We start from the raw sequence: 17,203 nt of genomic DNA on the forward strand, positions 1-17,203 counted from the left end.
TCCGCGACCCCGCGGCAAGTTTTCCCCTCGACACCGTCACCGATGATGCGGCCGAGCGTCGGCAGGCCAACCGGGCCGTCGCCGTCAGCGCGATCGGACTGGCGCTGACCGGGCTCGTCGAATTGGCGATCGCGCTGCTGTCCGGCTCGGTGGCGTTGCTCGGGGACGCGTTGCACAATCTGTCGGACGTCTCCACCAGCGCGCTGGTGTTCGTCGGGTTCCGGGCGTCACGCAAAGTTCCCACCGAGCGCTATCCCTACGGCTACGAGCGGGCCGAAGATCTCGCCGGAATCGGTGTCGCACTGGTGATCTGGGGCAGCGCCGCCGTGGCCGCCTTCGAAAGCGTCAACAAGCTGCTCCGGCACGGCGGCACCGGATACGTGGGCTGGGGCATCGCGGCGGCGCTGGTCGGAATCGTCGGCAACCAGCTGGTGGCCCGCTATAAGTTGGTGGTGGGCAAGCGGATTCGTTCGGCAACCATGGTGGCCGACGCCAAACACTCCTGGCTGGACGCGTTGTCGTCCGCGGGGGCGATGCTCGGGCTGATCGGCGTGGCGCTCGGCTGGGGATGGGCCGACGCGGTGGCCGGGATCGTCGTCACGGGGTTCATCTGCCACGTCGGCTGGGAGGTGACCTCGGAGATCGCTCACCGCCTGCTCGACGGCGTCGACCCCGAAATCATCACCACCGCCGAGGCCGTCGCCGCCACGGTGCCGGGCGTCACGCACGCCCACGCCCGGGCCCGATGGACCGGGCGGACGTTGCGGGTGGAAGTGGAAGGCTTTCTCGACCCGGACACCCCGTTGGCGGCCGCCGATCGAATCGGGCGCCTCGTCGCCGCCGCGCTCGCGCCGCGGATCCCCGAGATGCACAACTTCACATGGACGGCGCGAGCCGCGTAGCGCGCACCCACGCGCTCCAGGCGGTCAGTTGCCGGGGACACCGTCCGGCTTCGGGCCGCGGTCCTCGCCGGTGACGTACTTCGGGCAGTAGTGGGCCGCCGCGAGGTACGTGAACTTGGCCGCGCTGGCCCCCTGGAATGCCGGGTTCTGGTTGCGCAGCTGGGTCACGATCTCCGCGGTGGACTGGCCGTCGTCGAGCAGGTCGCACACCGACTTGCCGATCGTGACGGCGTTGCCGCCGTCCTGGTAGGTGAGGCCGGCGTCGCGCAGGTCGGTCAGAAAGTCCTGATCGTTGTTCACATCGGCGTACGTGGGCGCCGCCAGGCCGATCGCGGCGGCCACGCCGGCCAGAACCAGTAGAAATCGCATAACGCAGCGATTCTCGCAGACCTGCCGGCGAATGGCACCTCGCCGGGGAAACGGCGGGTGAACTCTGGCGGCCGGTTAGGCCGCCGGCGCGCGAGAGGGTCGCAGCGCCGGGCGGTGCAGCGTCAACGACTCGGGCAGCGCGCCGACCTGCCGGCGCTCCGCGCGCTCCCAGATGTCGCCGTCCAGGACGCCGGGCAGGCCGGCCTCGCTGGCGATGAACACCGGCGCCTCGCCTTGCGCGAACTGCCGGTGGTAATCCTTGAGGGCCGCGAACGCCCACTTGCCCAGCAGGCAGATGGTGAGCAGGTTCGCGATGGCCATCACCGCCATGGTCAAGTCGGCGAGCGCCCACACCAGGGTCAGCTTGGCCAGCGCCCCGAAGATGATGGACGCCAGGGTGACCGCCTTCAGAACGTTGGCCGCCAACCGCCGTCCGCCCAGGTAGAACAGATTGGCCTCGGCGACCACGTAGTTGCTCAGCACCGATGCGAACGCGAATACGAACACCACCGAGGTCATCAAGACCGTGGTCCACGACCCGAGATCCGCGGCGATCGCGGATTCGGTCAGGCTGGCCCCGGCGAGCGAGCCCAGGCGAGAGGGATTGTAGGTTTCCGGACCGGACAGCAGCACGATGAACGCCGTCGCCGTGCAGATCACCATCGTGTCGACGAACACCGCGAGCGACTGAATCAGGCCCTGCTCCACCGGATGTGCCACGGTCGCGGCGCCGGCGATGTTGGGCGAACTGCCCATCCCCGCCTCGCAGGCGAACAGGCCCCGCTTGACGCCGGTGAACATCGCGGCGAGCGCTCCGCCCGCGAAACCGCCTGCCATTTGGCGGATTCCGAACGCACCGCCGATGATCTCCCTGATCACCGTCGGCAGCTCGGTGATGTTGACGGCCACGATCCCCAGCGCGAGCAACGTGTACACCAGCGCCACCACCGGAAGGACCGATCCGGCGAATTGGGCGACGCGCCGCACGCCACCGAAAAGCACGGGCGCCGCCAGCACCGCCAAAACGACTGTGGTCCAACCGACCCCGATGCCGTGCGACGACTGCAACACCCCGCTGATCGCGTTCGTCTCCACCATGTTGAACGCTGTGGAGAACGTGACCACCAGCAGCATGGCGAAGATGACGCCGCCCGCGCGTGACCGCAGGCCCCGTTGTATGTAGAACGCGGGACCGCCGCGGAAGGCTCCGTCGTCCGAGCGGACCTTGAAGATCTGGGCCAGGGTGGCCTCGATCACCGCGGTGGCCATGCCGACCGCGGCCACCACCCACATCCAGAAGACGGCGCCGGGCCCCCCGACCGTCAGGGCGATTGCGACGCCGGCGATGTTCCCGGTACCCACGCGCGACGCGAGGCCCACGCAGAACGCCTGGAACGACGAGATCCCACCGTCCTGGCGATGGGCCCTACGAAGCTGGCGAAGCATGCGCCCGAAGTAGCGGACCTGAATGAATCGGGTGCGCACGGTGAAATAGATGCCGCCGCCGATCAGCAAATAAATCAGGACATGCGTATTGAGGATGTTGCTAAGGGGCTCGACCAACTGCTGCTGAAGGAAGTCCAAGCCCATGCTTCCTTTCGGCTACGACCACTGTCCGTCGCCGAAATGGTATGGGCGAATTGTTGATTACAGGTTTCGTTAACCTGCCGTCAATGGTCGGCCGTGTAACAACCGCATCACATTCGTCGTAACGGCCCACCGCCGCTACCGCTAGGAGGCGGCGTCGGGCTTCGAGAGCGCTTGGGGGCAATACGAGTTGGCGGCGATTGCCGCAAACCGGGTGGCGTCGTCCCCCTGCAGCCCACGATTGAGCATTTGGAGCATCCGGACGACGTCGGTCAGGTTCGAGCCCTCGCTGACCAGCTTGCACACCGACTTGCCGGAGGTGATCGCCTGCTCGGGGTCCGAATAGGTCAGGCCGGCCGCGTGAACGGTCGCCAGGAAGGTGTCGTCACTGCCGTCGGCGTGCGCCGGGCCGGCCAGACCGATCGCGGCCGCAAGGCCGAGCGACATCAGAAATAGCCTCACGGCTCACTGATCGTTCCAGAGCTGCGGCCGCCCCGCATCTCGTGGCGCGAATCGGCCGGTTACGAGCTGGCGGTCGTGGTCGTCGGGCTGGACGACGAGAGCGCGTCCGGGCAGTAGGCGTTGGCCGCTATCGCGGTGAACTTTGCGGCCTTGTCGGCGCTCAATGCGCTGTCGCCCTTTTGCACCGCCGTCGCGATGTCAGCGATCGCGGTGCCGCCACTGGCCGCCGAGCACACGTAGTGGGCCGCCTGTATGGCCTGTCCCGGGTCCGTATAGGTGAATCCGGCCGCATCCAGCGATGCGAGAAACGCACCGTCGGTGTCGTCGGCGTATGCCGGCGCGGCCAGGCCGATCATGACAGCAACGCTGGAAATTGTCAGAACAAGCTTCATAAATTTGAAATCGTTCCAGACCTGCGCGGAGTACGCGGATGACGAAACAATAATTAACAATCGTCAACCCCGGGTTGACATCTCCAAGCGCGTCAACCTATCGTTGACGGCATGGCCGACCCGACCCGCATCGCCTACCCCGTCCGGCTCGACGAGCTGATCAATGCCATCAAATCGGTGCACACCGACGCGCTCGATCAGCTGGCCGACGCGGTGCTGGCGGCCGAGCACCTGGGCGAGGTCGCCGACCACCTGATCGGGCACTTCGTGGATCAAGCCCGGCGGTCCGGGGCGTCGTGGACCGACATCGGCAAGAGCATGGGCGTCACCAAACAAGCGGCCCAGAAGCGGTTCGTGCCGCGCGCCGAGGCCGCCACCCTGGATCCCGAACAGGGCTTCGGCCGCTTTACGCCGCGGGCGCGCGGCGCGGTGGTGGCGGCCCAGAACGCCGCGCACGAGGCCGCCAACGACGAGATCACGCCCGGCCACCTGTTGCTCGGCGTGCTCAGCGATCCGGCCGCGCTGGCCACGGTGTTGCTGCGCCTGCAGCAGGTCGACACCGAGTCGCTGCGCGCGGCCGTCGAGCTGCCCCCGGCCGGGGGCGCAACCCCCGACCTCATCCCGTTCAGCGGCCCCGCGCGCAAAGCCCTGGAGCTGACCTTCCGGGAGGCACTTCGGCTGGGGCACAACTACATTGGGACCGAGCATCTGCTGTTGGCGCTGCTCGAGCTGGAGGACGCCTCCTCCGACGAAGGACCGCTGCGCCGGTGCGGCGTCGACAAGGGCCGTGTCGAGGCGGATCTGATCAAGGCTCTGGAGTCGCTCGGCGGCGGCACGGGCGCCCGCGCCGAGGGCTGATCCGGGGTGGTCGACCCCTCCCCGACGCATCACCGCATGTGCGATCATTCGAAGGTTCCCTTCCCGGGTTGCCTAGGAGGCGAAGACATGGCGAAGACGCACCGCTGGCTGGTCGTCCTGTCCGCGTTCGTCGTCGCCGCGGCGAGCGTCACCGCGATCGCCGCGCTCCCCGCCCCCCGCGCCTGGGCCGGTGACGCCCCCATCGGCCACATCGGCGACACGCTGCGGGTGGACACCGGCACCTACGTCGCGGACGTGACCGTCACCGGCGTGGCGCCCTGCGACCCGCCGCCGGGCTTCGGCTACACGCGCGAGGGCACCTTCCGGGGTTTCCCGGGCAGCTCGGTCGAGCGGGCCGACGTCGTCGTTCGCGCGGTCCGGGTGCCCAACCCGTTCGTCATGGCGACCACCTTCAGCTTCGACGGCGTGACCCAGTTCGCCGACGCCTACAAGCCGCGCGCCTCCGACGCCCCCGATGCGCTGGACAACGTGCTCACCAACGCGCCGAACGGGGCGATCGTGCGGGGCGAAGTGTATTGGGACGCCTACCGTGATCCCGTCTCCACCGTGGTCCTGCTGGACAAGAAGACGGGCTACCACCTCGCGCAGTGGAATCTCTGACCCGCGCCGTACGCGTCGTCACGACGGATTCCGTTGACGTTCAACAGCTTGCCGACGTCGCCGCGCGTACCTTCCCGCTGGCGTGTCCGGCCTCGATGGCAGCCGAGAACGTCGCCGCGTTCGTCGACGCCAACCTGACGGCCGCCCGCTTCGCCGAATACCTGGCCGATCCGCAGCGCGCGATCCTGACCGCCACACAGCACGACCGAATCGTCGGTTACGCCATGCTGATTCGCGACGGCGACACCGCCGAGCTGTCCAAGATGTATGTCACGCCGGAGCACCACGGCACCGGGGTCGCGACCGCACTGATGGACCTGGCGCTGACCACCGCCGGCGAGTGGAAAGTGGGGCGCGTGTGGCTCGGCGTCAACCAGGCCAACGAACGCGCGCAACGCTTCTACGCCAAGAGCGGCTTCCAGGTCAGCGGCACCCGGACCTTCCAGGTCGGCGCCGGACGCGAGGACGACTTCGTCATGACCCGCCCGCTTCGTTGACCGTCAGCGCCAGGAGCCGAGACATGGCCCGCAGGTACTTCTTTCGGTAGCCGCCCGCCAGCATCTCGGCGCTGAAGATGGTGTCCAGCTTCTCGCCCGAGGCGACCACCGGAATGCCGGCGTCATACAGCCGGTCGGTCAACGCCACCAGTCGCAGGGCGACGTTCTGGTCGTCGATGCCATGCACACCGGTCAGGCACACGGTGGTCACCCCCTCGATGAGGGTCAGATATCGCGACGGGTGCATGGTGGCCAGGTGCGCGCACAACGCGTCGAAATCGTCGAGCGTCGCCCCGTCGACCCGCGCGGCGCGCGCGGCCACCTCTTCGTCCGAGAGGGGTTGCGGCGCCGGCGGCAGGCCGCGGTGCCGGTAGTCGGGCCCCTCGATCCGCACGGTGGTGAAAATGCTTGCCAGCGTGTTGATTTCGCGGAGGAAGTCCTGGGCGGCGAACCGGCCCTCGCCCAGTTGCTCGGGCAGGGTGTTGGAGGTCGCGGCCACCGACACCCCCCGCTCCACGAGCGACGAGAGCAGCCTGGATATCAGCGTGGTGTTGCCCGGGTCGTCGAGCTCGAACTCGTCGATGCACACCGCCGTGTAGCCGGCCAGCAGGTCGACGCATTCGCGGAATCCGAACACGCCGGCCAGCTGGGTCAACTCCCCAAACGTCGCGAACGCCTTGGGAGTTGACGATTCCGGGCCGTCACCGGGCAACGCGTAGTACGCCGACGCCAGCAGGTGGGTCTTGCCCACGCCGAACCCGCCGTCCAGATACAGGCCCACCCCGGGCAGCACCGCTCGCCGGCCCAACAACTTTCGCCGGCCCGCTCGTCGCTCCACCGCCTGACGACAGAACTGCCGGCACGCCACGACGGCGGCGGCCTGCGTCGGCTCGGCCGCGTCGGGCTGATACGTCGCGAAGCTCACGTCGGCGAACGTTGGGGGCGGCCGCAATTGAGCGATCAGTCGCTCCGGCGACACACTCGGATGCCGATCCACCAGGTGCGCCACTCCCCCGGAAGTGGACCCGTGCATCCCAGAACTCTAGCGGCGTGCTGCAATCAACCCCATGGCCCTGCCCGAGACGCCGCTGTCGCTGCTCGGATCGGTGCGCGAACTCGGCGACGCCGAACTCCCCCGCCTCTACGGCTACCCGGAACGCGACGGGACGTGGGTGCGGGCCAACTTCATCGCGAGTGTGGACGGCGGCGCCACCTCCGGCGGCAGCAGCGGGACGATGGGGGGTCCCGGCGACCGATTCGTGTTCAACCTGCTGCGGGAGCTCGCCGACGTCATCGTCGTCGGCGCGGGCACCGTCCGGGTCGAGGGCTATTCGGGGGCGCAGCTGAGCGTCGCCCAGCGCCAGCAGCGCCAGGCCCGCGGGCAGAGCGAGATCCCGCAACTGGCGATCGTCACCAAGTCGGGCCGGCTGGACCGCGACATGGGGGTGTTCACCCGGACCGAGGTGCCGCCACTGGTGCTCACCTGCGCGGCGGCGGCGGCCCCGGCGCGCCGGATGCTCACCGACCTGTGCGAGGTGATCGACTGCTCCGGCGACGACCCCGGCGAGGTCGACGAGGCCGTGATGCTGGGGGCCCTCGCCGCCCGCGGGATGCGCCGCATCCTGACGGAGGGCGGGCCGATGCTGCTCGATTCGCTGATCCAGCGCGACATGCTCGACGAGCTCTGCCTGACCATCGCGCCCTACCTCGTCGGCGGGCTGGCCCGCCGCATCGCGACGGGGCCCAGCCAGCTGCTCACGCGGATGCGCTGCGCCCACGTTCTGACCGACGACGCCGGTTACCTGTACACCCGCTACGTCAAGGCCTAGCTTTGCGGCGACCCGTCCCCCAGCTTCGCGGGGGTTCCCCCAGCGCCCGGCTTCGCCGCGCTTGCGATCGCCGCTAGCTACTGTGGTCGACATGAGTCGGCAGATCACGCTCGCCACGGTCTTGCTTGCGGTGACCGCAGTGGTCGCCGGCTGCGTCCCGGGCCTGGCCGCCGACCCGCGATTCGCGACCAACTCCGGGGCCCGGCCCCAAGGCGCGACCACCGCCAAGCCACCGCGCAGCGGCCCGCCGCCCATCGCGGCGCCCAAGAACGACCTGCCCTGGCACGACTGCACGTCGCGGGTGTTCGGCGACGCCGCGGTCCCGCCCGCCGCCGGGGTCCAGCTGGACTGCGCGAACTACGACGCGGACCTGGACCCGAACGGCGGCGGGACCGGCACCGTGAGCGTCGGCGTGGTGCGCGCCCGCTCCAGCCAGACCCCCCGCGACGCGGGCCCGCTGGTCTTCACCACCGGCTCGGACCTGCCGTCGTCGGCGCAGCTGCCGGTCTGGCTGTCGCGGGGCGGCGCCGACGTGCTGCAGACGCACCCGATCGTGGCCGTCGACCGGCGCGGCATGGGCATGTCGAACCCGATCGACTGCCGCGACTCGTCCGACCGCCAGATCATGCGCGACCAGGCGCAGTTCCAGACCGGCGACGATCCCGTCGCCAACCTCTCGGACGTCGCGAACACCGCCACCACCAACTGCACCGACGCCATCGCGCCGGGCGCAGGCGCCTACGACAACGCCCACGCCGCCTCGGACATCGAGCGGCTGCGCACGCTGTGGGACGTGCCCGCGGTCGCGCTGGTCGGGATCGGCAACGGCGCCCAGGTGGCGCTGGCCTACGCCGCGACGCGCCCCGACAAGGTCGCCCGGCTGATCCTCGACTCGCCAGTCGCCTTGGGCGTCAACGCCGAAGCCGCCGCCGAGCAACAGGTCAAGGGCCAGCAGGCCGCGCTCGACGCGTTCGCCGCCCAGTGCATCGCGGTGAACTGCGCGCTGGGCGCCGACCCCAAGGGCGCCGTCGGCGCCTTGCTGGCCGACGCCCGCGCCGGCAAGGGCCCCGGCGGAGCGTCCGTCGCCGAGGTGGCCAACGCCATCACCGTCGCGCTGGGCTTTCCCGCCGGCGGCCGCGTCAACGCCACCACCAACCTGGCCAACGCCCTGGCGGCCGCCCGCTCCGGCGACACCAACCAGCTGACCAACCTGATCAACCACGCCAACGCCACCGAGGACTCCGACGGCCAGTTCGTCAACACCTGCAGCGACGCCGTCAACCGCCCCACCCCGGACCGGGTGCGCGAACTGGTGGTGGCGTGGGCCAAGCTGTACCCGCAATTCGGCACCGTCGCGGCGCTCAACTTGGTCAAATGCGTGCACTGGCCCACCGGTTCGCCCCCGGCGCCGCCGAAATCGTTGAAGGTCGACGTCCTGCTGCTCGGCGTGCAGAACGACCCGATCGTCGGGACCGAAGGCGTCGCGGCGACGGCGGCGACCGTCATCAACGCCAACGCGGCCAGCAAGCGGGTGATGTGGCAGGGCATCGGCCACGGCGCCAGCATCTACTCGCCGTGCGCGGTTTCCCCGCTGATCGGCTACGTCAACAGCGGCAAGCTGCCCGGGACCGACACGTACTGTCCCGCCTGATACTTTGCGCTTCGTGACGGCAGCTGACTCGACCCGAACCGGCCTGCGCGATCGGACCCTCGCCGCCTTTCGTCCAGGTAGCGGCGCGCCGAGCCCCGCGGCGATACTGCGGTCCGCGTTATGGCCGGTGGCCATCATGTCGGTGCTGCACCGAAGCATCATCCTGACGCTCAACGGCAACATCACCGACGACTTCAAGCCGGTGTACCGGGCGGTGCTGAACTTCCGGCGCGGCTGGGACATCTACAACGAGCACTTCGACTACGTCGACCCGCACTACCTGTATCCGCCCGGCGGCACCCTGCTGATGGCACCGTTCGGCTACCTGTCCTTCACGCCGTCGCGGTACCTGTTCATCCTGATCAACACCGTGGCCATCCTGATCGCCTGGTACCTGCTGCTGCGGTTGTTCAACTTCACGCTGTCCTCGGTGGCCGCGCCCGCCCTGCTGCTGGCCATGTTCTGCACGGAAAGCGTCACCAGCACGCTGGTGTTCACCAACATCAACGGCTGCGTGTTGCTGGCCGAGGTGCTGTTCTTGCGCTGGCTGCTGGACGGGAAGGTGCGGCACCAGTGGTGGGCCGGGCTCGTGATCGGGTTGACGCTCACGCTCAAACCGGTGCTGGGGCCGTTACTTCTGCTGCCGCTGCTGAACCGCCAGTGGCGGACGCTGGTGCCCGCGTTCCTGGTCCCGATCGCCATCAACGCGGCCGCCTGGCCGCTGGTCAGCGATCCGATGGACTTCGTCACGCGCACGCTGCCCTACATCGGCGGCGTCCGGGACTACTTCAACAGCTCGATCGAGGGCAACGGCGTGTACTTCGGCCTGCCCACCTGGCTGATCGTCGTCCTGCGGCTTCTGTTCACGGTGCTCGCGATCGGCGCGCTGTGGCTGCTCTATCGCTATTACCGCACCCGCGATCCGCTGTTCTGGTTCACCAACTCGTCGGGCGTGCTGCTGCTGTGGTCGTGGCTGGTGTTGCCGCTGGCCCAGGGTTACTACTCGATGATGCTGTTCCCGTTCCTGATGACGGTCGTGCTGCGGAATTCCCTGATCCGCAACTGGCCGGCGTGGCTGGGGATCTATGGATTTCTCACGCTCGACGACTGGTTGATCTACCGGTACATGAGGTACGGCCGCGCGCTGCACTACCTCAAGATCACCTACGGCTGGTCGCTGCTGCTGATCGTGGTGTTCACGGTGCTCCTGTTCCGTTACCTCGATGCGAAGGCCGAGGACCGGCTGGACGACGGCATCGATCCGGCGTGGGTGCCGGTTGGGCGTGATGGCGCTCGGTGATCGCCGGGCGCGGCTCGACGCCGGGCGCGGCGGGTCACCGCAAATGGCGCTAGCGTGGAGGCATGAGTAGCCCGAAGCTCCAACTCTCCGACGACGAGTGGCGCCAGAAGCTGACGCCCGAAGAGTTCCACGTGCTGCGTCGCGCCGGCACCGAGCGGCCGTTCACCGGTGAGTACACCGACACCAAAACCGAAGGCATTTACCAGTGCCGGGCGTGCGGCGCCGAATTGTTCCGCAGCACAGAGAAATTCGAGTCGCACTGCGGCTGGCCGTCGTTCTTCGACCCGGCCGACTCCGACGCGGTGATCCTGCGGCCCGACCACTCGATGGGGACCACGCGCACCGAGGTGCTGTGCGCGAACTGCCACAGCCACCTGGGCCACGTGTTCACCGGCGAGGGCTACCCGACGCCGACCGATCAGCGCTACTGCATCAACTCCATCTCGCTGCGCCTGGTGCCCGCGGGGACGTAATCCCTTTCGGGCGCCGCCGCCGCGCGTCGGCTGCCGCGTCGCGTCGGCTGTCGGCTGCCTGGTGTCGGCTGCCGCGACACTTAAACCACGCAGACGACACGCCGCAAGGCTCCGCCATCGTTTAAGTCTCGCGGAGCCTGCGGGAGCGTCGTGACGTCTTTCCCGGTGTGGACGACGTGTTTGTCGGCAGCGAGGCATTGCGGCGGGGAGCCCTGAGCCGGCACCAGCTGCGAGCTCAGTTTCGCGCGATATATCCCGACGTCTATCTGCCGGCCCACGCCACGCCGTCGCTCCGGACGCGTTCCGTTGGGGCGTGGTTGTGGTCGGACCGCCGCGGCGTGCTCGCCGGACTTGCCGCGGCCGCCCTACATGGTTCGCGGTGGATCGACGACGACGAGCCGATCGAGCTGATTTGGCGAAATCCGCATCCACCGACGGGCGTGATCGCCCGCAACCAGCGAGTCGGACCCGACGAGGTCACCCGTGTCAACGGGCTGCGGGTGACCTCTCTCGCGAGGACGGCGTTCGATTTGGCCAGGCGGCCGCCCAGCGGCGAGGCGGTAGCGCGACTCGATGCGCTGATGCGCGCGACCCCGTTCTCGAGCGAGGAGGTCATGCTGCTCGCCAAGCGTCACGCAGGGGCCCGCGGACTGCGGACGCTGCGCACAGCGCTTCCGCTGGTCGACCCGGGCGCGGCATCCCCGAAGGAAACGTGGCTGCGGTTGCTGCTGATCGACGCCGGGCTTCCCGCTCCCATGACGCAGATACCGGTGCAGGTGAACTGGCGACTCGTTGCCGTCCTCGACATGGGTTGGGAGGAATACAAGGTGGCCGTCGAGTACGACGGCGACCACCATCGCACCAACCGCAGCCAGTATGTGCGGGACCAGGATCGGCTCCGCAAGCTTGCCGAGCTTGGCTGGGTTGTGATCCGGGTGATCGCCGAGGACAAGCCCGACGACGTGGTACACCGCGTGCGGGCCGCCCTCGCCCGTCGTGGATGCCGCGACACTTAAACCACGCACACGACACGCCGTAAAGTCCCGCCACGGTTTAAGTCTCGCGGAAGGAGCGAGCCTGGCGCGAACGCGGGCCGCCTCGCTCGAGGCAGGCCGCCAAGTGGGACGAACTCAGTCCACCCGGGTGGCGTGCACTTCCCAGAACGGGGCGTGCGCGCGTGCGCCCTCGAGCCAGGGCTCGACCACGCGGAAGCGCTCAAGCAACTCCCGGGCCTGATCGGCCATGTCGGGATTGCGCGCGGCCATCAGCTCGATGGACTCGACGCTGATGTTGACCTGATAGGTGGTGGTGCCGAGATACGTGATCTCCCAGCCGCCCGCGGGAAGCACGTCGCGAAAATCGTTCTCGGACAACGACCGCAGCATCTTGAAGCCGTTGATGTTGTGTTGGCCGAACTCGAACATGTACAGCCGCGCGCCCGGTTTGGTCGCGCGGTGCAGCGCACGCACGTAGGACTGCCGAAGCTCGGGCTCGGTGCTGAACGTGTGGTAGAAGGCGCAGTCGACGACCGTGTCGAACCGGCCGTCGAACCCGTCCAGCTTGGTGGCGTCGGCCAGCTCGAAATTGACCGACACCCCGGCCTTTTCGGCGTTCTGCCGCGCGCGCTCGATGGCTCCGGCCGCCCCGTCGATGCCGGTCGCCGCGTAGCCCTTCGAGGCGTAGTAGATCGCGTGATGGCCCGGCCCGGTGCCCGGGTCGAGCACCTCGCCCTTGATCGCACCGAGCGCGACCAGCTGCTGGACCACCGGCTGGGGTCCGCCGATGTCCCACGGCGTTGCGGTGGGCAGGCCGTGCGACGTCCGCTCATCGCGGTACATCTGCTCGAAGCGGGTGGGATCGTTGGGGTCGAAAGCGGTCGTCATGGCAGCGCGTTCACCAACTGCTCGACCGACACCCGCGGACCGGTGAAAAACGGTGTCTCCTCGCGGGTATGCCGACGGGCATCGGTGGCGCGCAGCTCGCGCATCAGGTCGACGATGCGGTGCAGTTCGGGCGCCTCGAACGCGAGAATCCATTCGTAGTCGCCGAGCGCGAACGCCGGCACCGTGTTGGCGCGCACGTCCTTGTACTCGCGGGCGGCCATGCCGTGTTCGGCGAGCATGCGGCGCCGTTCCTCGTCGGGCAGCAGATACCACTCGTAGGACCGGACGAACGGATACACGCAGATGTAGTTGCCGGGCTCCTCGCCCGCCAGGAACGCCGGGATGTGGCTCTTGTTGAACTCGGCGGGCCGGTGCAGCGCCACGCTGCTCCACACCGGTGTGCAGGCCCGTCCGAGGGTGGTGGTGCGCCGGAAGTCGGCGTAGGTGGCCTGCAGCGCTTCGATGTTTTCGGCGTGCGTCCAGATCATGAAGTCGGCGTCGGCCCGCAGGCCCGCCACGTCGTAGAGGCCGCGCACCACGACGCCGCGCTCCTCCTGCTGCTTGAAAAACCGCGACGCGTCGTCGATCACGGCGTCGCGCTGTTCCCCGAGCTCGCCCGGCCGCACCGAGAAGACGGAGAACATCAGGTACCGGATCGTGGCGTTGAGGGTGTCGTAGTCGAGCTTGGCCATGGAACCTATCGTGCCACTTTCAGATCGAGGGCCTCGACCGCGCGCCCGGCCGCCCCGACGCACGCCGGCACCCCGATGCCGTCGAGGTAGCTGCCGGCCACGGCGAGCGTCGGCGGCAGACCTGCCCGAATCTCGGCGACCAGCTCCGCGTGGCCCGGCCCATACTGGGGCATGGCGTCGATCCAGCGCTGCACGCGAGCGTCGAGGGGATCGACGGCCAGCCCGAAAACGTCGACCAGGTCGCTCACCGCCCAGCCCAGCAGCTCGTCGTCGGAAACGCTGGTGGCCACGTCGTCGCCGCAGCGGCCGAACGACAGCCGCAGCAGCTGGGCGTCCCCGCGGGCGCCCCATTTGCGCGACGAGAGCGTGATCGCCTTGCCCCGCAACCGCTCCCCCGTCGCGACCAGCACACCGGAGCAGTCCGGGAACGGCGTGCCGCCCGGCACGGCGAGCGCGACCACCACCGACGACGCGTTGGTGATCCGGCCTGCGGCGGCGGCGCTGCCCGGGGCGATCTCGGCGAGCAGGCGTGCCGCGCGGTGGGCCGGGACGGCCAGGATCACCGCGTCGGCGTACCAGCGCGCACCGGTGTCGTCCAGCAGCGACCAGCCGGCCTCGGCGCGGGCCAGCCGCTGCACCCCGGCCCGCACCCAGTGCGGCCGGGCGCGCGCGACGAGCGCGTCGAGCAGCACCTGGTAGCCGCCGTCGAGCGCCCCGAACACCGGAGCGCCGGTCGCCGGCGGCAGCGACTGCCGCACCGCGTCCGTCAGGCTGGAGGCGCCGCGGTCCAGGGCCGCCGCGACGCCGGGGGCCGCCGCGCGCAGACCGATGGTGGCCGCCGAGCCCGCGTACACCCCGCTCAGCAGCGGATCCACCGACCGGGTCACGACCTGCTCGCCGAACCGCTCCCCGACCAGTTCGGCCGTCGCGGGGTCGCTGCCGGGCCGCCAAGCGAGAGGCCGGCCGGGTTCGTCCTCGATGCGCGCGACGGTCGCCGCGTCGACCAATCCCGCCACCGAGGCGGCCGACGACGGAATCCCGATGACCGTGCCGGTGGGCAGCGGATGCAGGTTGCGCTGGCTGTAGATCAATGGGCGCGCGCCGGTGGACACCAGTTGGCGGTCCGACAGGCCGAGCTCGGCCAGCAGCGCCGGCATCTCGGGCCTGCGCAGGATGAACGCCTCGGCGCCCACGTCCATGGTCTGCCCGCCGACACGCTCGGTGCGCAAGATGCCACCCAGCCGGTCGGCGGGATCGAACAGGGTGATGTCAGCGTCGTCGCCCACCGCGGCGCGCAGCCGGTAGGCCGCCGTCAGCCCCGAAATCCCGCCCCCGACAACGCAATACGACGGAGAAGTCATAGGGAGTGGACCAGCGACACCAGGTCGGTCAGCACACCGGGGTCGGTGTCCGGCAGCACGCCGTGGCCAAGGTTGAAGACGTGACCGGTCGCGCCCGCGTCGACGGCTTGGCGGCCGTCCTCGACGACGGCGCGAGCGGCGCGTTCCACGGCCGGCCACCCGGCCATCAGCACCACCGGATCGAGGTTGCCCTGCAGCGCCGTGCCGGGCGCGACCCGGCCGGCCGCGTCGGTCAGCGAGGTGCGCCAGTCCACGCCCACGACCGTCGCGCCGACCGTCGACATGGCGCCCAGCAGTTCGGCGGTGCCGACCCCGAAGTGCGTCATCGGCACGCCGTATTCGGCGAGGGCGCCGAAAACCCGGGCGCTGTGCGGTTGCACGTAGGTGCGGTAGTCGGCGAGTGACAAGGCGCCCGCCCACGAGTCGAACACCTGAATGGCGTCCACCCCGGCCTCCAGCTGCACCCGCAGGAAACCGACGGTGATGTCGGTCAACTTCTCCATCAGGGCGTGCCAGCTGTCCGGTTCGGCCAGCATCATCGCCTTGGTGCGGGCGTGGTGGCGGCTCGGTCCGCCCTCGATCAGGTAGGACGCCAGGGTGAACGGCGCCCCCGCGAAGCCGATCAGCGGGACCGCGCCGAGCGCGGCCACCAGCAGCGTGACCGCATCGGAGACCGGCTGAATCCGTTGGCGGTCAAGGGGTTTCATCGCGTCGACGTCGGCGGCGGTGCGCACCGGCGACGCGATCACCGGCCCGACGCCCGCGACGATGTCCAGGTCGACGCCCGCGCCGAGCAGCGGCACCACGATGTCGGAGAACAGTATGGCCGCGTCGACGTCGTGGCGCCGCACCGGCTGCAGGGTGATCTCGCAGACCAGCTCGGCGTCGAAACAGGCCGACAGCATGTCGGTCTGGGCCCGCAGCGCCCGGTATTCGGGCAGCGAACGACCGGCCTGCCGCATGAACCACACCGGGGGCCGGCCGGGTTTGCCGCCGGTGACGGCGGCCAGATACGGCGACTCGGGGAGGTCGCGACGGGTACTCATCGTCCTCAATGCTGCCACGGCGGCGGCCCCGTCCCCGCGCTGCGTACTATCAACGTCCGTGCCAGTCAGCCAGCCTCCGGTGAATTACGGCGAGTTCCCCAGCCTGCGCTGCGAAGTGGGCGACAACGGCATCCTGACGCTGGTTCTCGACGCCCCCGGCCTCAACTCGGTCGGCCCGCAGATGCACCGCGACCTCGCCGACATCTGGCCGGCGATCGCCCGCGACCCCGACGTGCGCGTCGTGCTGGTCCGCGGCGAGGGCAAGGCCTTCTCGTCCGGCGGCAGCTTCGACCTGATCGCCGAAACCATCGGCGAGTACGAGGACCGGATCCGCATCATGCGGGAGGCCCGCGACCTCGTGCTCAATATGGTCAACTTCGACAAGCCGGTCGTCTCGGCGATCCGCGGACCGGCCGTCGGGGCGGGCCTGGTGGTGGCCCTGCTCGCCGACGTCTCGGTGGCCGGTCGCACGGCGAAGCTGATCGACGGGCACACCAAGCTGGGCGTGGCCGCCGGCGACCACGCCGCGATCTGCTGGCCGCTGCTGGTCGGCATGGCCAAGGCCAAGTACTACCTGCTGACCTGCGAAACCCTGCTCGGCGAAGAGGCCGAGCGGATCGGCCTGGTGTCCACCTGCGTCGACGACGACGACGTGCTCTCGACGGCGACGCGGATCGCCGAGGACCTGGCGCGGGGCGCGCAGAACGCCATCCGCTGGACCAAGCACAGCCTCAACTACTGGTACCGCATGTTCGCGCCCGCCTTCGAGACCTCGCTCGGCCTCGAGTTCCTCAGCTTCAGCGGCCCCGACGTGCAGGAGGGTCTGGCCGCGCATCGCGAGAAGCGGCCGGCCCGATTTACCGGCGGAAACGCCTCCTGAGCTGGCTCGATACGCCCGGATGAGGTCTGGTAACGGCTTGGTCGCGGTCGGCGCGCCTGGTTTCGCCTGTCGGCCGATGGGTCTACCGTCGGACCCTGTGACCCGTGCCGCGACGACGAAGAGCGACCGGGATGAACAGGAGCGGCGCCAAGTGACCTCAGCTGAACCGGAGCCATTCCGCGAGGCGGTAGCGGCGATGAACGGCGTCACCGTGCGGTCGGAAATCGAGCTGGGCCCGATCCGCCCACCCCAACGCCTGGCGCCCTACAGCTACGCGCTGGGGGCCGAGGTCAAACATCCCGACCGCGAGATCATCCCGGAGCGGTCCGACGGCGACGCCTTCGGCCGACTCATCCTGCTGTACGACCCGGAAGGCGCCGACGCGTGGGACGGCACCATC

At 69.4% G+C, this 17,203-nt stretch carries 20 protein-coding genes; 11 read left to right on the forward strand and 9 right to left on the reverse strand.

The window, feature by feature from the left end:
• A partial coding sequence (locus A5704_RS25440) for a cation diffusion facilitator family transporter (protein ID WP_156737764.1) occupies positions 1-902 on the forward strand: 902 nt, incomplete at its 5' end.
• 24 nt (positions 903-926) lie between these two features.
• On the opposite strand, the gene A5704_RS25445 is transcribed toward A5704_RS25440, so the two are convergent.
• The 4 genes from A5704_RS25445 to A5704_RS25460 all read right to left on the reverse strand — a co-directional run bounded on the left by A5704_RS25445 (position 927) and on the right by A5704_RS25460 (position 3,676).
• Positions 927-1,271 (reverse strand): DUF732 domain-containing protein, encoded by a 345-nt coding sequence (locus A5704_RS25445; protein WP_067758907.1) that lies wholly within the window; start codon positions 1,269-1,271, stop codon positions 927-929.
• Positions 1,272-1,346: 75 nt separating this feature from the next.
• Entirely contained in the window at positions 1,347-2,855 is a 1,509-nt protein-coding gene (locus A5704_RS25450) for a sodium:alanine symporter family protein (protein ID WP_067758916.1), read from the reverse strand.
• Positions 2,856-3,002: 147 nt separating this feature from the next.
• Entirely contained in the window at positions 3,003-3,305 is a 303-nt protein-coding gene (locus A5704_RS25455; RefSeq protein ID WP_082950111.1) for a DUF732 domain-containing protein, read from the reverse strand.
• Positions 3,306-3,379: 74 nt separating this feature from the next.
• Positions 3,380-3,676 (reverse strand): DUF732 domain-containing protein, encoded by a 297-nt coding sequence (locus tag A5704_RS25460; protein ID WP_231969355.1) that lies wholly within the window; start codon positions 3,674-3,676, stop codon positions 3,380-3,382.
• A 147-nt stretch (positions 3,677-3,823) separates the two neighbouring features.
• Between A5704_RS25460 and A5704_RS25465 the strand changes: the two genes are divergently transcribed.
• From A5704_RS25465 to A5704_RS25475, 3 genes are all read left to right on the forward strand, one after another.
• Positions 3,824-4,570 carry a Clp protease N-terminal domain-containing protein gene (locus tag A5704_RS25465; protein WP_067784210.1) on the forward strand — a complete coding sequence of 249 codons (747 nt, stop codon included), beginning with the start codon at positions 3,824-3,826 and terminating at the stop codon, positions 4,568-4,570.
• Between the two features lie 87 nt (positions 4,571-4,657).
• Positions 4,658-5,191, forward strand: a complete 534-nt coding sequence (locus tag A5704_RS25470) for a hypothetical protein (RefSeq protein ID WP_067757898.1) — start codon at positions 4,658-4,660, stop codon at positions 5,189-5,191.
• On the forward strand, positions 5,179-5,688 hold the full coding sequence (locus A5704_RS25475; RefSeq protein ID WP_067757895.1) for an N-acetyltransferase: 510 nt from the start codon (positions 5,179-5,181) through the stop codon (positions 5,686-5,688). The genes A5704_RS25470 and A5704_RS25475 overlap by 13 nt, the downstream gene beginning before the upstream one ends.
• Here the strand turns inward: A5704_RS25475 and zapE are convergent.
• The gene (gene zapE, locus A5704_RS25480) at positions 5,666-6,721 is read right to left on the reverse strand and encodes a cell division protein ZapE (RefSeq protein ID WP_067784206.1); all 1,056 of its coding nucleotides are present in this window, start codon (positions 6,719-6,721) and stop codon (positions 5,666-5,668) included. The genes A5704_RS25475 and zapE overlap by 23 nt on opposite strands.
• A 34-nt stretch (positions 6,722-6,755) precedes the next feature.
• Here zapE and A5704_RS25485 point away from each other — a divergent pair, with 34 nt between their 5' ends.
• The 5 genes from A5704_RS25485 (at position 6,756) to A5704_RS25505 (ending at position 11,957) form a co-directional block, all read left to right on the forward strand.
• Positions 6,756-7,517, forward strand: coding sequence for a pyrimidine reductase family protein (locus tag A5704_RS25485; RefSeq protein ID WP_067757889.1), 762 nt, complete (start codon positions 6,756-6,758; stop codon positions 7,515-7,517).
• A gap of 91 nt (positions 7,518-7,608) precedes the next feature.
• On the forward strand, positions 7,609-9,168 hold the full coding sequence (locus A5704_RS25490; protein ID WP_067891720.1) for an alpha/beta hydrolase: 1,560 nt from the start codon (positions 7,609-7,611) through the stop codon (positions 9,166-9,168).
• Positions 9,169-9,172: 4 nt separating this feature from the next.
• A complete protein-coding gene (aftC, locus tag A5704_RS25495; RefSeq protein WP_067891713.1) occupies positions 9,173-10,468 on the forward strand; it encodes an arabinofuranan 3-O-arabinosyltransferase in 1,296 nt (431 codons plus the stop codon).
• 62 nt (positions 10,469-10,530) lie between these two features.
• On the forward strand, positions 10,531-10,941 hold the full coding sequence (gene msrB / locus A5704_RS25500) for a peptide-methionine (R)-S-oxide reductase MsrB (protein ID WP_067756057.1): 411 nt from the start codon (positions 10,531-10,533) through the stop codon (positions 10,939-10,941).
• 167 nt (positions 10,942-11,108) lie between these two features.
• A complete protein-coding gene (locus tag A5704_RS25505) occupies positions 11,109-11,957 on the forward strand; it encodes an endonuclease domain-containing protein (protein ID WP_067891715.1) in 849 nt (282 codons plus the stop codon).
• 114 nt (positions 11,958-12,071) lie between these two features.
• Here the strand turns inward: A5704_RS25505 and A5704_RS25510 are convergent, their stop codons facing one another.
• Genes A5704_RS25510 through hemE form a run of 4 tightly spaced genes read right to left on the reverse strand, consistent with a single transcriptional unit; the run spans position 12,072 to position 15,923 of the window.
• Positions 12,072-12,824 (reverse strand): class I SAM-dependent methyltransferase, encoded by a 753-nt coding sequence (locus tag A5704_RS25510; RefSeq protein ID WP_067891717.1) that lies wholly within the window; start codon positions 12,822-12,824, stop codon positions 12,072-12,074.
• Positions 12,821-13,516, reverse strand: coding sequence for a hydrogen peroxide-dependent heme synthase (gene hemQ / locus A5704_RS25515; protein WP_067891718.1), 696 nt, complete (start codon positions 13,514-13,516; stop codon positions 12,821-12,823). The genes A5704_RS25510 and hemQ overlap by 4 nt, the downstream gene beginning before the upstream one ends.
• Before the next feature lie 5 nt (positions 13,517-13,521).
• Complete coding sequence (locus A5704_RS25520; RefSeq protein ID WP_067756044.1) at positions 13,522-14,877, reverse strand: protoporphyrinogen oxidase; 1,356 nt, start codon at positions 14,875-14,877, stop codon at positions 13,522-13,524.
• The gene (hemE, locus tag A5704_RS25525; RefSeq protein ID WP_067756041.1) at positions 14,874-15,923 is read right to left on the reverse strand and encodes a uroporphyrinogen decarboxylase; all 1,050 of its coding nucleotides are present in this window, start codon (positions 15,921-15,923) and stop codon (positions 14,874-14,876) included. Before hemE ends, A5704_RS25520 begins: the two co-directional genes overlap by 4 nt.
• A 58-nt stretch (positions 15,924-15,981) precedes the next feature.
• Here hemE and A5704_RS25530 point away from each other — a divergent pair, with 58 nt between their 5' ends.
• Together A5704_RS25530 and A5704_RS25535 are read left to right on the forward strand one after the other, a co-directional pair.
• A complete protein-coding gene (locus A5704_RS25530; protein WP_067756038.1) occupies positions 15,982-16,803 on the forward strand; it encodes an enoyl-CoA hydratase/isomerase family protein in 822 nt (273 codons plus the stop codon).
• 76 nt (positions 16,804-16,879) lie between these two features.
• Positions 16,880-17,203, forward strand: a 324-nt coding sequence (locus tag A5704_RS25535; RefSeq protein ID WP_156670129.1) for a DUF3000 family protein, incomplete at its 3' end; no start/stop codon positions are given.

This window comes from Mycobacterium sp. E735 (genome assembly GCF_001666955.1).
In the GTDB taxonomy this organism is placed as follows: Bacteria; Actinomycetota; Actinomycetes; order Mycobacteriales; family Mycobacteriaceae; genus Mycobacterium.

Bases quoted from the DNA above. Each gene is read 5' to 3' on its own strand.
- A5704_RS25460 (WP_231969355.1), bottom strand. From the start codon at position 3,676: ATGATCGGCCTGGCCGCGCCGGCATACGCCGACGACACCGACGGTGCG.
- A5704_RS25470 (WP_067757898.1), top strand. From the start codon at position 4,658: ATGGCGAAGACGCACCGCTGGCTGGTCGTCCTGTCCGCGTTCGTCGTC.
- hemE (WP_067756041.1), bottom strand. From the start codon at position 15,923: ATGAGTACCCGTCGCGACCTCCCCGAGTCGCCGTATCTGGCCGCCGTC.
- hemQ (WP_067891718.1), bottom strand. From the start codon at position 13,516: ATGGCCAAGCTCGACTACGACACCCTCAACGCCACGATCCGGTACCTG.
- A5704_RS25510 (WP_067891717.1), bottom strand. From the start codon at position 12,824: ATGACGACCGCTTTCGACCCCAACGATCCCACCCGCTTCGAGCAGATG.
- zapE (WP_067784206.1), bottom strand. From the start codon at position 6,721: ATGCACGGGTCCACTTCCGGGGGAGTGGCGCACCTGGTGGATCGGCAT.
- A5704_RS25445 (WP_067758907.1), bottom strand. From the start codon at position 1,271: ATGCGATTTCTACTGGTTCTGGCCGGCGTGGCCGCCGCGATCGGCCTG.
- A5704_RS25520 (WP_067756044.1), bottom strand. From the start codon at position 14,877: ATGACTTCTCCGTCGTATTGCGTTGTCGGGGGCGGGATTTCGGGGCTG.
- A5704_RS25455 (WP_082950111.1), bottom strand. From the start codon at position 3,305: ATGTCGCTCGGCCTTGCGGCCGCGATCGGTCTGGCCGGCCCGGCGCAC.
- msrB (WP_067756057.1), top strand. From the start codon at position 10,531: ATGAGTAGCCCGAAGCTCCAACTCTCCGACGACGAGTGGCGCCAGAAG.
- A5704_RS25485 (WP_067757889.1), top strand. From the start codon at position 6,756: ATGGCCCTGCCCGAGACGCCGCTGTCGCTGCTCGGATCGGTGCGCGAA.
- A5704_RS25465 (WP_067784210.1), top strand. From the start codon at position 3,824: ATGGCCGACCCGACCCGCATCGCCTACCCCGTCCGGCTCGACGAGCTG.
- A5704_RS25490 (WP_067891720.1), top strand. From the start codon at position 7,609: ATGAGTCGGCAGATCACGCTCGCCACGGTCTTGCTTGCGGTGACCGCA.